This is a genomic window from Devosia sp. MC521 (assembly GCF_014127105.1).
In the GTDB taxonomy this organism is placed as follows: Bacteria; Pseudomonadota; Alphaproteobacteria; order Rhizobiales; family Devosiaceae; genus Devosia.
The window spans coordinates 564,456-579,158 of the sequence record NZ_CP059902.1 but is presented as its reverse complement, the minus strand read 5'-3'; the positions used below and the strand labels follow the sequence as shown (position 1 = coordinate 579,158).

At 57.5% G+C, this 14,703-nt stretch carries 10 protein-coding genes; 4 read left to right on the top strand and 6 right to left on the bottom strand.

Features of this window, described 5'->3' with window-relative positions; genetic code table 11:
* Nucleotides 1-278: 278 nt before the first annotated feature.
* From H4N61_RS02785 to H4N61_RS02765, 5 genes are all read right to left on the bottom strand, one after another.
* The gene (locus H4N61_RS02785) at nt 279-1,166 is read right to left on the bottom strand and encodes a tyrosine-type recombinase/integrase (protein WP_182394889.1); all 888 of its coding nucleotides are present in this window, start codon (nt 1,164-1,166) and stop codon (nt 279-281) included.
* Entirely contained in the window at nt 1,163-3,061 is a 1,899-nt protein-coding gene (locus H4N61_RS02780) for an AAA family ATPase (protein WP_182394887.1), read from the bottom strand. Before H4N61_RS02780 ends, H4N61_RS02785 begins: the two co-directional genes overlap by 4 nt.
* Before the next feature lie 73 nt (nt 3,062-3,134).
* Nucleotides 3,135-4,349: a DUF4357 domain-containing protein gene (locus H4N61_RS02775; protein ID WP_182394885.1), complete on the bottom strand. Its 1,215-nt coding sequence runs from the start codon at nt 4,347-4,349 to the stop codon at nt 3,135-3,137.
* 442 nt (nt 4,350-4,791) lie between these two features.
* A protein-coding gene (locus H4N61_RS02770) for an IS3 family transposase (RefSeq protein WP_182394884.1) occupies nt 4,792-6,143 on the bottom strand; the annotation gives its coding sequence in 2 pieces (ribosomal slippage) (nt 4,792-5,807 and nt 5,807-6,143; 1,353 coding nt in all).
* 418 nt (nt 6,144-6,561) lie between these two features.
* The gene (locus tag H4N61_RS02765; protein ID WP_182394882.1) at nt 6,562-7,119 is read right to left on the bottom strand and encodes an enolase C-terminal domain-like protein; all 558 of its coding nucleotides are present in this window, start codon (nt 7,117-7,119) and stop codon (nt 6,562-6,564) included.
* 600 nt (nt 7,120-7,719) lie between these two features.
* Here H4N61_RS02765 and H4N61_RS02760 point away from each other — a divergent pair.
* A complete protein-coding gene (locus H4N61_RS02760) occupies nt 7,720-7,869 on the top strand; it encodes a hypothetical protein (RefSeq protein WP_182394881.1) in 150 nt (49 codons plus the stop codon).
* Complete coding sequence (locus H4N61_RS02755; RefSeq protein ID WP_182394879.1) at nt 7,866-8,189, top strand: hypothetical protein; 324 nt, start codon at nt 7,866-7,868, stop codon at nt 8,187-8,189. Before H4N61_RS02760 ends, H4N61_RS02755 begins: the two co-directional genes overlap by 4 nt.
* A 1-nt stretch (nt 8,190) precedes the next feature.
* Here H4N61_RS02755 and H4N61_RS02750 read toward each other — a convergent pair whose 3' ends face one another.
* Nucleotides 8,191-8,787, bottom strand: a complete 597-nt coding sequence (locus H4N61_RS02750) for an SOS response-associated peptidase family protein (RefSeq protein WP_349236473.1) — start codon at nt 8,785-8,787, stop codon at nt 8,191-8,193.
* Between the two features lie 624 nt (nt 8,788-9,411).
* Between H4N61_RS02750 and H4N61_RS02745 the strand changes: the two genes are divergently transcribed.
* Together H4N61_RS02745 and H4N61_RS02740 are read left to right on the top strand one after the other, a co-directional pair.
* Complete coding sequence (locus H4N61_RS02745) at nt 9,412-13,368, top strand: AAA family ATPase (protein WP_182394874.1); 3,957 nt, start codon at nt 9,412-9,414, stop codon at nt 13,366-13,368.
* A gap of 42 nt (nt 13,369-13,410) precedes the next feature.
* Nucleotides 13,411-14,466: a hypothetical protein gene (locus H4N61_RS02740; RefSeq protein ID WP_182394873.1), complete on the top strand. Its 1,056-nt coding sequence runs from the start codon at nt 13,411-13,413 to the stop codon at nt 14,464-14,466.
* Nucleotides 14,467-14,703 lie beyond the last annotated feature (237 nt).

Sequence of the window (14,703 nt, the reverse complement as noted above, 5' to 3'; positions counted from 1 at the left end):
GCTGCCTCAGTTGAGGGCGTCGCCGCCTCCCTATTGCTTGACTCGAGTGCTTTCTGAACCGCGAGTGCGCCCTTTTCGGACAGTGGACCGGCTGCGCAGCTTGCAATCACTCCAGGTGGTTGACCGTTCATCTGGGCGGGCGCAAGAGGTAACGGTAGCTCTGCCGGTCCATCGGTGCTCATGGAATCTTGCGCACAATACCCCAGCGGGCCCCCGGCCTATCTACAAACAGGTGCGGAAAAGGCAATTGGCGCACATTTTACACGAGACCTTTTGTTTTAACTCCACAAATCGAGATCGACGTTCTCAATGTAGCGCGCGACAACGGCCATGGAGCGCCACCCACCCGCCCGCATGATCTGCAAGGGGCTGTGTCCATCCAGCGTCAGCTGCTGGGCAGCCCCCACCCGCAGTGAATGTCCCGACACGCCCTGTCTTGTTGACGCCGCGGCATGTGCTCGTCCCGCCAGCTTTTTGAGCACGCGCGAAATTGTCACCGGCTCCAGGTAGAGCCGTTTCAGATGCTCTCCATATACAGGTCGAAGGAGAGGACCGGTCTCAATTCCAGTTTGAGCCAACCAGGCGCGAACGCGATCGGAGGTTGCTGACGAAAGCGGCGCAATGCGCCCCTGCCCGGTCTGATCATTCTTGGCCCGCCGCACCAGAATTGAGAGATTGCCGCGCTCATTCTCAAACAGATCCTGCGCACGAAGAGCGACCAGCTCTCCCCGACGACAGAGAGTATCAAAACCCACGCGCACAAGGATCTCATCGCGGAACCCGATCAGGTCGTCGGAACAGACCGCGATCAATTGATCCCGCAATTTCGCGGTAACGCCCAGTGCCTGTCTCGGGCGCCCGGGCTTCTGGCGGCGAACCCGACGCAGCGCAAGTTGTACCTCCTCATCGCGCGTCGGATCATCGTAGCGCATGAGGCGATGGATCCGGCCAATGCCGCACAGGCGCCGCCTGATGGTAGAGGGGAGCAAGCGCTCCCCCTCCCCTTTGACATAGGCCACGATCGTGGCCGGTGCTGCCGGCAGAGGTTCGTGACCAGCCGCTTCGCACCATCGTAAAAATTGCTGCATGTCCGTGCGATAGCCGCGCAGCGTGTAGTCGGAATACGCCCCTTCGAGCTTTTCCATGATCTGCTGGAGATCGATCACGGCTTTGCCCTTTCGCGCGGCGCGGGGCCCCAGACCCGCGACTTCAGCACCAGATCGCGCACCGCGGTCCCCGAAATAACCCGGGCCCGCAAAAGCGCATCCGCCAGCCGCTCGATGGACTCCCGATGCTCACCCACCAGCGACTGCGCCCGGACCAGCAGTTCCTGCAGCTTAGCGTCGATGACGCCCCGCGCCTCAGGGTCGAGCACAAGCGGACCCTTGGTGTCGCCCTCGATCGCCGTGAGGTGATCGTAGAGACCCCACACGAAATGCGCATTGAAGAGAAGGCGCGTCGCCAGTTTGAGATCACTGGTTGCCGCCGCGTCGCTCAAGCCAAGCAGGATCTGGTCGGCGGCGCGCCCGGCCAGTGCAACTGTCACCAGATGCTCGAGGCTGTGACGGTCGAGATCGGTGGTGCGGATCTCTGCGAGCATGCTGCCGGCAGAGCCGGGCTGGCCAATGATCGACACCGAAGAAATCGGCACATCAAGATGCGCCGCAATCACCGCGTGACCTGCCTCATGGATGGCAACACGATAGCGTTCCGCGTGGGGACGATCATCCGTGCCGCCGATCGCGGTTTCGAGATCGAGCAGGGTCAGGGACCGCCCCGCCGCCATGGCCGCGACGCGTGCAGCGCCCACCCAGTTCTCGACCGAAGCCGGGGTCGGGTGGCCAAAAGCCATGCTCATATGGACGAGACGAAGGAGCTCGTCGTCGCGCAAGTCCTCTTTGAGATAATAGCGGAAGATGTCGGTGATAGCCGCCAGATCCCGGGGCGGTTCAACGCGAACGAGGCGGCCGAGACGCCCATGACGCAGTAAAGCGGAGTCCACTCGCTCAGGGTAATTGGTCGCGCCAATCAGTAAAGCCGGCGTGGGCGAACGACGCAGCCGGTCGACCTGCACCAAAATGCCGGTCACGATCGTGGTCCACCATTCCCGATTGCGCTCATCCATGGTCGCCCGATCTGGGATGGCTTCAATTTCGTCCACGAATCCGATCGTTTTTGGGTTGTTTTCGAGGCTCTGAAAGAAGCTGTTGGTCTGGCGAGCCACGCCGCCCAAAAAGCCGTCGCTGCGATCAAACCAGTCCTGGGCACTGGTTTGAATCAACTGCCAGCCGGCCGCCTTGGCAATGGCTTCGGCGAGTTTTGATTTGCCACTACCGGTGGGACCGGCCAGCACCGAAAAGGGCGAGCGGCGCATGGAGATCTTGCCCTCTTCCAGCAGGCGCAGGCTGGTCAGCACCTCTTCGGACCAGGCGCGCACCTCCGGGCTCAAGGGCAATGCGCTCACCGGCACCGCATCATCGGGCACGCCCAGATCACTGGCCTTGCGCTCAAGCGTGAGCTGGAGGCGCTTGATGCACTGCGCCGGCGTCGAGCCAGGACGAATGGCTGCGGCAAGATCGGCCAGGTCCAGCCCATCGAGACGGAGCTTGGGCAGGCGCCGGACCGGCTGGCCGGTCACAAGACCAATGGCCTTGCGCAGGCTCACCGGGCTGAGGCCGGCAAAATACAGGGTAAAATCGGCGCTGTTGCGCAGCGCCTCGGGGACCTGGGCCACGATATCGGTGCTGACCCCGATCCCGGACTGACCGTCATTGAGCGCGAGGAGCAAATGGTCCTCTTCCTGGCTGGACGCCGAGCGTTTGTCGCCTTTGTAACTGCGGACGCAGGTCTGGGGATAGCGGCGGGTCAACTGTTCGCGAAGCGCCCGCGCCCAGCTGGGGCTCTTGACCGCGATCAGCACGAGGAGTGGGTTCTCTTCCTTAAGGCGCGCGTCGAGGGTCTTGGTGATCAACTGGTCGAGGGCCAGCCGGGAGAGGATTTCGGTACTGTTGGGCGTGGGCTCGTCATCCGACTTGGGCATGGAGATGCGGGAAAGGGTCATGAGTGCTCCTTCGGACCTCCCGCCTGGGGAGGTCCGCGTGCAAAGGGGAAAAGGAAAGGGCGAAGCGGGCGCCTCAGGGCGTCTGCGGCATGCGCTCGAGGGGCGAAGAGCCGTCACCGCTCCAGGCCGCCAGGTTCGGGCCCTTGCTGCCGAGCACGAAATTGGCCGCTGCCGTACCGGTGTTGAACACCACCGGCTCGGTCAGGCGATAGCGTGCGCCCTCGTCCTTGAGGACCCCGGAGAACAGCCATTCCTGACGCAGACTGTTGACCACGGCGCCAACCGTGGGCGTGAGTTTCTTGCGCACTTCGCTGCCGGGCAACACGATCCAGTCGCCGTCACTGACCACAGCGCGCGCCTCAACGCCACAGGCATAGAGGTGGTATTCATCCCCCTCCGGGATGGCATCGACATCCAGGCACTGGTCGAGCGGGCCCCGGGCGCCGGTCATGAAATCCTGGTCGCTGACCCCGGCAAGGCCAAAGCCCAGACGCTGGGCCAGGATCAAACCTTCGGCCACAAAGAGCCGGGCCGCGATATATTCCTCGCGCCCGACCGGCGAGCCGATGGGCAAAGACCCGGCCAGGCGATAGCCGCGCAGGGCCTGGGCGTGGAGGCCCAGAATGCGCTCGGCGACGGCCGCGAGGCGCGGGGTCAGCTGCCCCGATGCATCGCGCAGGACCGCAACCTTGTCATAGCCCTTGAGATGGGGTGCGGCGATGCGCGGCCAGCCTTTGTCCGTCCGGCCCGGATAAAGGATTTTGCCCTTGAGACCGAGATAGACCGCCGGGCCCTCGAAACGCGGCAGATCGAGCAGATCTTCGAGTTTGACCACGCTCACAATGGGCGCGACGCGGCGGCTTTCGATCTCAGCGACGGTTTCGGGAAGGGGCGCAACCTTTTTGCCCTTCTTGCCCGCCGGTGGCGCACCACCGCCCGCGGGCGCCTCCAGCACCAGCGGCTCCGGGCGGTCGACCAGCGGCAGGCTGATCCGGGTATGAGGCGTGATCGGGCCCGGTTCGCGCTTCAAAAAGCCCGCATCGACCAGCGCCATGACAGCGGCGGCCGGGGCCGGGTGACCGGGCAATTCGGCGATGATATCGCCGATCGCGGCCGAACCGGTATCGAAGACCGAGCCCATGATGCGGATCTGGACGTCATAGTCGACGGCCCAGTGCCGGGCGAGGCCCTCGATATCGAGGCCTTTCTGGGTGTGATCAAGAGTGTGGAAGGATGTGCGGGCATGCTTGCCCGCGGACGCCGAAGCGCCGACATTGGTCTCAGCCATTTGTAACCTCTCAGACAGGCTACGGGTGGTCAGGCTGCCGGAACCGCGCCAACGGAACCGGTAGCCGCTCTCTTATCCGAGGCGACCAACCGAGCGTGAAAGACCCGGGATTGGGCCTTGCGATTGTCAAGCTAGGGGTTCGTCTTTTGTTCCGCAAGGGTGGCGGCGCAATTTTTTCAGCGGCAAATTTTTTATGGTTAACAGGGGCATAGCGCGCCTGGATAAGTGGCGAGATGCCCCTGCCCGGAATTCTGGGCGGATGTCCGATAACGGCATTTGTCGAACCGGACGGGCGAAAAGGCAGATTGGCGTACGCCTGCCACAGCACAAGATGGGGAAGGCTTTAATCTTGCTCTGCGTCTGGAGTTTGTCCGTCGTCAGATGCTTTGGCTCAGATCTGCGCCTTGATTAGCGGAGAGCACTGCTCGTCGTTCGGTTGATGTTATGCTGCAAGCCTATGGTGCATCAAGCGTCGATGCTGGATTGTTTTGCGCTTGATGTTTTCACGCCTTTTGATGATGGCAGGTGCTCTGCCGAAGTAGGCATCTGCGGGTGTCACATTGTCGAGGCTCTCGTGATAGCGCTTATGATTGTAGTGCTCAATGAAGGCCTCGATCTGGCTTTCGAGGTCACCGGGCAGGAAGTAGTTCTCTAGAAGGATCCGGTTTTTCAGCGTCTGGTGCCAGCGCTCGATCTTGCCCTGTGTCTGGGGATGAAGCGGAGCGCCTCGGACATGATCCATGTCATTGGCTGCGATATAGTCGGCAAGCTCCTGGGCGATGTAACTGGGTCCATTGTCACTCAGCAAGCGCGGCCGATGCTGCACACGCGCCTGATCGCAGCCTGAAGCTGCTAATGCCAAGTCCAGAGTGTCGGTGACATCCTGAGCCCGCATGGTCGTGCACAGTTTCCAGGCAATGATGTAGCGGGAATAGTCGTCCAGCACCGTGGAGAGATACATCCAGCCCCAGCCGATGATCTTGAAATAGGTAAAATCGGTCTGCCACATCTGGTTGGGACGGCTGGTCTTGGTGTGGAACTCATTGGCCGCCTTGATCACTACGTAAGCGGGGCTGGTGATGAGATCATGGGCCTTGAGAAGCCTGTAAACGCTGGCTTCTGAGATAAAATAGCCCCTCTCATCGGTGAAGCGAACCGCCAGTTCGCGCGGGCTCAGCTCGGAGTGCTCCAGAGCCATCTCGATGACTTGGTCTTGGATACCGGTCGGGATACGGTTCCAGACCCGGCTTGGTGCCGAGGATTGATCCTCCAGCGCCTCAGGGCCACCGTTCAAGTAGCGATCGTACCAACGATAAAAGGTTCGCCGCGGAATACCCAACCGGTCCAGCGTCTGTTTGGTGGGGAGATGCGATTGCTCAACCAGCCGGATAATCTCGAGCTTTTCAGATGCGGGATATCTCATTCGATATCCTCCCCATCCCCGATCATGCTTTTTTTAAGCAGGCGGTTCTCGAGCGTCAGATCCGCAACGCATTCCTTGAGCGCGCTTGCTTCCCTGCGTAAATCCCGAACCTCATCATTGGTGGCGGCACGAGTTGTGTCACCAGCCAAACGTCGCTTGCCAGCTTCCATGAACTCCTTTGACCAAGAGTAATAGACGCTCTGGGCGATGCCTTCACGTCGGCACAGCTCAGCAATGCTGTCCTCGCCACGCAATCCGTCGAGCACGATCCGGATCTTGTCCTCGGCCGAAAAGTGTCGTCGTGTCGCGCGGCGAATGTCCTTCACAACCTGCTCTGCGGATGATTTCGTCTTCGTTGTTTTCGTCGTCATTCTGGGTCTTTCGTCACTCAGACGAGACCAGAACTCTCCTTAAATCGCAAACCCATTTCTGAGACACAGGTGCTGATGCCGAACAATCAAGGAAAAGTATGGTTCTTTGCGCATCTACTGGCATGGAGACCTTCCCGAAGTTGGCGACCAAATCATCTGCGCAGCAGAACATCTTTCTGCACATATCTGCGAGATCTGTGGCGCCCCCGGTAGCCTCCGCCGTGACAATGGCTGGTGGTCAACACGGTGTAAGGAGCATCGATGAAACTAACGACCGGCATTCAAGCTATCGGACGAGCTGTAGGTCCGATTGTGTCAGTGGCGCCGCTCGTTCTAGGTCTCCACTCAGGTAGTGGCCCTATCTCACTAACGTCCATTTCGCTGAAAAAATGGGGCAGTTTCCTGCCCCATTTTGAACTTACCAGTTCGTGAGAGCACCATCTTCGCGGTAAAAGATCGGCAGGCTCTCGTGCTTGAATGGATATCGAGCGAGCCCTTCCCAATCCACGTCCAGCCCTAGCCCAGGCTCATCCGAAACGTAGAGCCAACCGTCTTCCCAGCGATGCTTGCTGACAATGACGTCACCCAGACACTCGCCAGGACGGCGAGGAAGCTCCTGCACCAGCATATTTGGCGTCGCCACGTTTAGATGTAGACACGCCGCGGTCGAGATTGGGCCGATTGGGTTGTGAACCGCAATGTCGATGTAGTGGGTTTCTGCCCAACCAGCGATCTTACGGGATTCAGTGAAGCCCGCTGCAATGCACATATCGATACGTGCGTAATCGATGAGTTCTTCCTCGATAAGAGAACGGAACTGCCACTTGGTCCCCAACTGCTCGCCTGCAGCGATCGGCACTGCCGTCTGCTGGCGCAGGCGTCGATAAGATTCCGGATTTTCAATGCGAAGGGGATCTTCAATGAAGAGCGGGCGGTAATCTTCGACGCCACGGCAGAGGCGAACGGCATCGGTCACGCTGGTGCGGGTATCCCACCAACTTTACGTCAACCTACCGCCATCCTAAGCCAACTTTGCGCAACTTAGCGGTACGTTGGCATCACCCCTTGGTTGCGAAAAGTTTACGCTAAGTTGACATTAAGTTGACAGATATATTCATATTAATTGTTTTGAGGCAGTTGCTCGTTCTAAGGCGGCGCCGGGCTCTCTAAGCCGAAACCTAGGAATGGGTGACCCTCCACGGATTCCAGCCGAGAAATCTCGACATTTTCATCTTTGTTGATCTTGGAGCAGAGACAAGTTTCGATACGGCGTAAAAAGCAAACCACCTAACCTCGCCACATATAGTCGACGAACGCACGTGCCATCGTGTTTGCAGTCAGATTTTTTCTGTAGCCTCCTGCTTAAGCGGCGACAAAAGCCGGCGAAGTCCTAGAAAATATGGAGACCGACCAGTGGCATGCATTATGGGCCCACACCGAAACCCTCCCCTATCCTCCTTCCACACCCCAACGCGCGGAATTTTTTCGGAATGAACTTCCTTGGGCATTCAACTCCCAAGTCTGATTGACTTTAGAATAGCAATGTTCTTATTTTGTTCTCAATATGGAGTTCAAAATGGGCATCGCTATCAAAGTTTCCCCAGCCGCGCAGATCCGGCGACTTTTCGCGACGGGCCTCGACGCCGACGACATCGCCCACCTTACCGGCTACCCCGCCATTAAGGTCAAAGAGGCCCTAGAAGCAATGCGTCCCAAAAAACAATGACGATGACGCCAAGCCGCCGCCAGCTTGAAGCTTATCGCCTCAAGCATGCGGCTGAAGAAGGACGGGTAATTATCTACCGGTGCGGCTGCTGCAAACGCGAAACTGCACTGCTCGCTGCTGATATGCTCAATGTCTGGGACCCCGATCTCAAAGTTTACGATCCCCCTACCCGTTGCGGGTTTTGTAAAGCGTCTGGTCGCATGACCGTCCGCTTCCACATCCCGACGAAGTTTGACTACGGCACTTTGCGTCTTCGCAGGCCTGCGGGCAGACGTCAGCTCTGGAAATGGGAAATGTTCGGACCTGGCATGGCTGATTAGCCTACGGATCAGCTTTCTGGCCGACCGATACAACTTCCAACACACCGTTAGGCAATGGGCGCTGGAGCTGGATCGCAACCTCTTTGGGAGCCGTTAGCCACATTTCGATCTCCTCTACTTCGGTGAGGATAACCGGCATGGCTTTCGGGTGAACCGCACCAACGATGTCATTGGGCTCGCACGTGAGAAAGGCGAACAGATCCAAGTCCACTTCAACACCAGTTTTCAATTTCCGAACCCCAGACCAACCGCCGGTCCAGATACCAGCGAAGAAAGCCAGCGAACGGCTCGGATTTAACGCGAACCAGGTATCGCCAATTTTCCGGCCATCGCTCCCAACTCGGCTATCGAACTCCGAGAAACTCGTGAACGGAACGACACACCGATTTGCCTCCCCCATCCACCGCGCCCAATGGCGGTTCCACGTATTCTTAAGGGGATCGTAGATGTTCCTGACGTTGGTCGTGCCTCCATCAGGCTCCGCCTTCAACAGTTCAGAGAAATCGACTTCTGCGCCTTTGGCAGCCAACTTCTCAGCGCGCTTCTTAGCGGCCTGCAGCAACGCATACTGGCTAGTAGGCATACCCCAGCGAGCCATAGCCAACTCCCGCCCCTGAGCCCCGCAGCGCACTATAGGTGCCAAATAATCAGGGAATATGCCCGCCTGTGGTTCGAGGTTACCTACGCTCGGAGAAGCACGCTTCAAGTCCGGCACCATCGCGGTGATAGCGGATCGATTGCTCGTATGGCTGTAGAGATTGCACATCGGCGCATAGAACATCGACTTGACTGAAGGTTCAACACCAGTTCGCGCTTCAAATCTCCATACCACGAGCCGGCGCGAGGGCCCTTTCCCAAAATCTGACCATGACCAACCGTGGATATCGACGACAAACTAAATCACCAACGGCGTCGTGGGTTCTATTCAGCAGCGAACCACGCCCGGCAAGTGAGGGGCCGAAAGGCTCCTGCAGCTTTTGGCGGTGCCCGCTCACAAGCGAAAGTTTGGCTGTCAATTTGAGATCGGCGGATTTGGAGCCTAACTAGCTTATCCTCGCAAAGGCGACATTTGCGGTTTTGCGCAACACGAACCAAAAGGCCACGACATTGTGAGATCAGGTCATATTCAGGCCAGGCGCGGTTCTAGACGATCTTGCCAAGAACACTTGTTATCGTCAGCATACAATGTTCAGATTGCCCTGCAGCAAATCTGGGGGCGACATTGCCGCGCAATATTGCAGAATTGACTCTCGATGAAGTAGTTCGAGATCTAATCGGGGGAACGGCCTTACAAATTGCTGGTGGAGAAGAATTCTCCCTACCATTGAATGACAGCCGCGCCATACTCGCTTTCTACAACCAAGACCGCAAAGCCTATTGGAATCCCGATAAGGACACTTCGATTCAAGACGGCGAGGTCGATCGAGTACTCTCATCACTGGATATCGTGCCCAAGGTCGTAGTCGCTTCAGATGACACTGCGCAAATTCCGCAGAAATGGAAGCTCGTGAAGATTGAGGCACACCGCTTTCGCGGCTTGCACCGGCATTGTGCCGAAGAAGGCGCAGATCCAAAGCCTTTCCAGCTCGAGCTTTCAGCGCCCACGACCCTGTTTCGAGGGTTTAATGGAGCAGGCAAGACCTCTCTAGCGAGTGCGGTTTGTTGGTGCCTGACGGGATTGGGACACCGTTCGCAGGGGCTGCCGGCTCCGTTGCACGAATCCATCGCGGTGCAAGTCGCGAGTGACGACGACGAAGCAGAGAAGATCAGCTTCGAAATCCCGCCAATCGTTCCGGTTCCGACAGAACAAGAACTGGTGGCAGTCGATGGCGTGCCAAAAGTCGATACATGGGTCCGGCTTTCTTTCCGATCCCTGATCGATGGGCGGGAAGTCGCGGTTGAGCGCCGCCTAGAGCGGGACGGAAAAAAAGCGTTCAAGACGATTACCACAGGTTTGGAGAAGTTGGGTTTGCCAGACTTAGCGCTTCAGGTCGGTACACTAATGCCCGGGATTGCCGCTGCAACCCGTTTCGACGACAAGACCACACTGTCACAGGCTGTCTCGACGCTGACCGGTTTGCGTCCTCTAGCGCACTTCGGAAAGCGTAGCCAGCGTCTGCACGACCGCCTAACAGACAAGTATCCAAAGTTGGCAAAGCAGGAAAAAAATGCCACCGAGGCCGCGGCTGAGGCGCAAAAGCAGACCCTCGACGATCTTCTGAAGGAATACGAAGATTTGCCGGATCTTGATTGCGTCGTCCTCCCTAACGAAAGCAACCCTAAGGCTTGGGAGACCGGTCTCCAAGAAGCTGAAAAGCGTCTGAAAGCAGTAGAGGACAAAGCTACCGAAGAGGCAGCGCTGATCCTAGGGACATTGCCGCCGCTGACAACGGATGCGGAGATTAAGAGGTTTAGTGACGCACTGACAGCGGCTCAAAATTGCTTCAGCGGTGCCGCCTTGAGGGCATTACCATCGATTCAGCTGGTCGCGAAGCTTGGTGAACTTCAGGAAGCAGATCTTAGCGCCGCTGAAACCGTGTTGGAAGGCGTCGAGAGTGAGGCTAAAAAACTGGTCGTCCGTCTGTCTGACGCCGATCGCTCGGATCGGCTGCGTTTGTACGGTCTCGTGGCTAAATGGCATGAAACGGTGCATCCCGGACACGCCTTTTCCGTGTGTCCGGTCTGCGATCGAGACCTCACCCAACCCGGGGCGATTGCCACGGACGCGTTGCTCAACCAGCCTGTAGCGGACGCCTTAGAACAGGCACGAAAAGCGGATGCCGCGCTCATCAAGACTGCATCAGAATGGGAGCGAGACGCCATGCGTGCGCTCCGTGGGCTACTGCCTGCAGGTTTGCAACCTTTTGTGTCTGACAACGTGCCGGATGATCTTTCGACCATTTATATAACTGCACTATCAGAAGAGATATTCGATCAACCAGATTTCCCTTATGCCCTTCGCAGCATGGCTCCGGGCATTGCCCAACTGTGTCGCCTCGCCTGGGCGAACGCACCTACGCGAGCGCCGCTGCCGGATGCAGCGATACCGACAGAGATTCCCGACAACGAAGGCCTACGAAACGCCATCAAGAAGGTCCGCCGCGCTATCAACCTGTCGAAGTATCGCGCCGCCTATGCTGATTTTGCAAAGTCGGCCGTCACGGGCGTTATACGCTCAGAGGTGCCAGAGACAGGTATCCAAGCCAACCAGCGTTCGGTGGCGGGTCAGCTGAGCGTTCTCAAGGCTTATCTTGACGCGGCGACTGTTTTCGCCAGCGTACGCCGTCAACTAGCCCAGATCAAGCTAACGTGCATGAAGTGGAAGTCGGCTTGTGATCGTCTCGAAAAGCTCAATCGAGCTGCGAAGGCGGTTGAGCCGTTCAAACGTTTTCCAGCCCTTGTTCATGATCAAGTCTCCGGACTTATTCTCAGTCTCGATTCACAGGCGACCGCTTGGTCGCAGCGGATGTACAAGGCGCAGTTTCTGCAGGCGCCAGCCTACGCTGGTTTGGATCCCGCTAAGAGCGATGGCCTCACATTGTTAGCGGCTCATGGCAAGCATTTGGTAGAGGCGCATCATGTGATGAATGCCTCGGCTCTGCGAGCTTACCTAACGGCCTTTGTGATGGCGCTATGGCAGCAGGTGTGGGCGAGATCCGGGGGGATTTCTACTATTTTGATGGATGACCCGCAGGATTTGCTCGATCCGGGCAACGTCGCTAATCTTGCAGCGACCGTCCCGCACCTTATTGCGGCGGAAATGAACCCGCTCGTCTTGAGCAATGATTTTGGTTTCATCCCCGCCATTGAAGCGTTTGTCTCTGCGAATGCTATCGCCGGGCAAGCCCAACGTACTGAGGTGTGGGAGTTCTCTGCGATCTCGACATCGAAATGTACCGTAAGTCTTGCGCCGGTCGCGGATGAAGCCCGCCAGCGCTGCGAGCACTGGCAGACGACCAACGTGAACGATGTTACCCTTGCACGGGCATTCGTTCACCCGGTCCGTGTTCGCATTGAGATCAAGCTTTGGGATCTCCTTGCGTCCGATCCTGCGACCCTGAAAGATCCGACGTTGAATGATCTCCTTAGCAAGATCGCCAATGCGCGTAACCGAGGCGAACGGCCTTTCAATGAAGAGCCTTTCCGGAAGCTGATTGATCTACCTCAACTGAAGGCCGGAGCACCTTTTCGAGATGCGATCAATAAAGCTCACCACGGTAAGGCAGATCAACTCACACCGTTCGATGCGGAGGTCGTACGCCAAGGCTACGAGGCTGTCTTTGCCGCGATTGACGCTTGCTGGCTTGCCTATGCCAGGTTCATGGGCCGCTTGCCGCCAGATCAAGCCGTGGCGGAAGTTACCAGAGGTCCTGCCCCACCGGACGTCGTCACTTTTTCCATAGCGCCTTTATCTGTTATTGGACGTCTTGCCGCTCACGAGGGCGGGGCACCGCTCACAAGCGTCGAGGACGCAAAGGATAAGTTCGATCTTGCGGGCATGGGTAACGTTTCGCTTTTCACGCTTCGAGCCCCAACGTTGGGACTGGTGGCGTTTCCCGGACAGACGTTGATCGTTTCGCTGACCGCTGAGGTCCGCAACGGCGACTTCGCGGTTGTTCAAACTCCTGGAAAGACCTATGCGCGACGAGTGGGCATGGACAAGGCAGATCCTTCGCGGATTGCCTTGGAAAGCATGCCATCGACCAATTCGCGAGTGCCACATACACACTTTGTTCAGGCAAGCAGCGCAACGCTGAACAAGATCGTCGGTGTATTGTTCGACGAGACCATACCTGTAAAATCCCAAGACGAAGCGATCCCCGCGACGACGTCTGCCATCCTCTCCCAGGTCACGGCTGCGGCGGTCGTCGCAGGCGATAGCGCCTTCCCGGTAGCTCCGCACAACGGACATGTGCTGCTTGGACGGCCGCCTGAAATCTCCCAGTTGGAGGGACGAATTCTGGCTGTCGTAACGCGACAAGACGTTCACGCGTCGGAACACTTCGCATATCTCAAACGGCTCGGGAAACAGATGCCAGGAAGTTCATCGGTCTACTATTTAGAGAATGTTGGACAGACTGGTGAAGGCGAATTTGTGCAATTTCCAGGATTGGGCAGCGTAGTCGCCGGCGTATCTATTGTCGACGACTTGTGGAAAGTGCATGGGACCATATTCTAAGCATCTGACGTTAAGCTAAACTAGCTGCGGCCTTACTTTAGTATGGCTTTGGAGGTTTCCATCGCACACAAGAAGATCACCTGCGCCGGCTTCACTGGCATTTACTCGAGTACGAACGGGATAAAGTCGATTGGCGCAACGCGGCTATCACTGGCCCGCTCCCTCATCGCTCTAGGACCAAGCCACCACAGGATGTCGCCGCTGACGGGAGCCTTTTGGTGGTCGCTTCGCGGTGTTGTTACAATCTTCAGCCTTCTAACCGCAGACCTTAGGCCAACGGTGGGATTTATGCGGTTGACGGCCTCGCACCGTGCATCCGACGCCTTCAAACTAGGTGAGACCCTGACCCGTTGGTTCGCTCTTAATCATCTTAACTCAGTGGTTTTTGCGCCGCTCGAAAATTGGACGGGAACGCTGGGTGCCCCTGATCCTAAATTCACATATCCACCTAAAGCGATGCCTAAGCATTTCCGACATTCCGTGAAGGTGGGAAAAAAGTCAGAGCCAGACTTCATCGCCATAACGAGTGATGGTCTGTATCACGTTATTGAAAGCAAGGGGCGCGCGAACTTTGGTACCAATGGCGTCACCCAAAATGTGGTCAATAGCGCGCGCAACAAGGCGCTGCGCCAAGTTTGCCAGATTGCCACTGTCAATGGAGTTGCGCCGGAGACACGCACGGCGTGCGTGTTTGCTTTTGACCAGAGTGGCACGTTTGGACAGGTGACAGACCCGCCAAGCAGCGAAACGTATGACTATCAGATCAGTGTACTACGTCTCATTCACCAGTCCTACGCAGTGGTGTTAGATCCGCTATTCCAGCGATTTGTCACTGAAATTGACGTCGATTACCTCGGCATCGAGTTCATGCCGGGTTGGAAGTTCGGAATTCATAAGGCCATCTATCGAAAGTTGCAGAGTATCAAAGACGAGAATGGGGCGATTGAGTTTCTGCTGACACTCCGTGATCCACCGTTTGAGGCCAATGAAGTTTCAGACCCCAACCGGCGATCTGATCGCAGCATTGGTCGAGATGGTTTGATTTTGATGGGTAATCCGGATTTGGTCAAAGGCCGTATGCCGGACCTCTTCGGCTGAGCTTCTTGGCTTACTGTCCGTCTCCTTCGCGTCCATGGCTTCCTCATGCGGGCGTCGTTATCGAATTCTCTTTGGATCCTGCGTTGTCCCATCTCGGAAGTCATTTCCGGCAACTGCCATACATCGACAGAAACCCCGGGTTCTGTCCATCTGGCTTCATGGGAGGCGATACGCGCTACGACTGCCACCCATTTTCAACACTGCTGTACTTCACACATATCGACTGGGCGGGGGAAA

Bases quoted from the DNA above. Each gene is read 5' to 3' on its own strand.
- H4N61_RS02780 (WP_182394887.1), bottom strand. From the start codon at position 3,061: ATGACCCTTTCCCGCATCTCCATGCCCAAGTCGGATGACGAGCCCACG.
- H4N61_RS02775 (WP_182394885.1), bottom strand. From the start codon at position 4,349: ATGGCTGAGACCAATGTCGGCGCTTCGGCGTCCGCGGGCAAGCATGCC.
- H4N61_RS02760 (WP_182394881.1), top strand. From the start codon at position 7,720: ATGGGCATCGCTATCAAAGTTTCCCCAGCCGCGCAGATCCGGCGACTT.
- H4N61_RS02755 (WP_182394879.1), top strand. From the start codon at position 7,866: ATGACGATGACGCCAAGCCGCCGCCAGCTTGAAGCTTATCGCCTCAAG.
- H4N61_RS02750 (WP_349236473.1), bottom strand. From the start codon at position 8,787: ATGGCTCGCTGGGGTATGCCTACTAGCCAGTATGCGTTGCTGCAGGCC.
- H4N61_RS02740 (WP_182394873.1), top strand. From the start codon at position 13,411: ATGGCTTTGGAGGTTTCCATCGCACACAAGAAGATCACCTGCGCCGGC.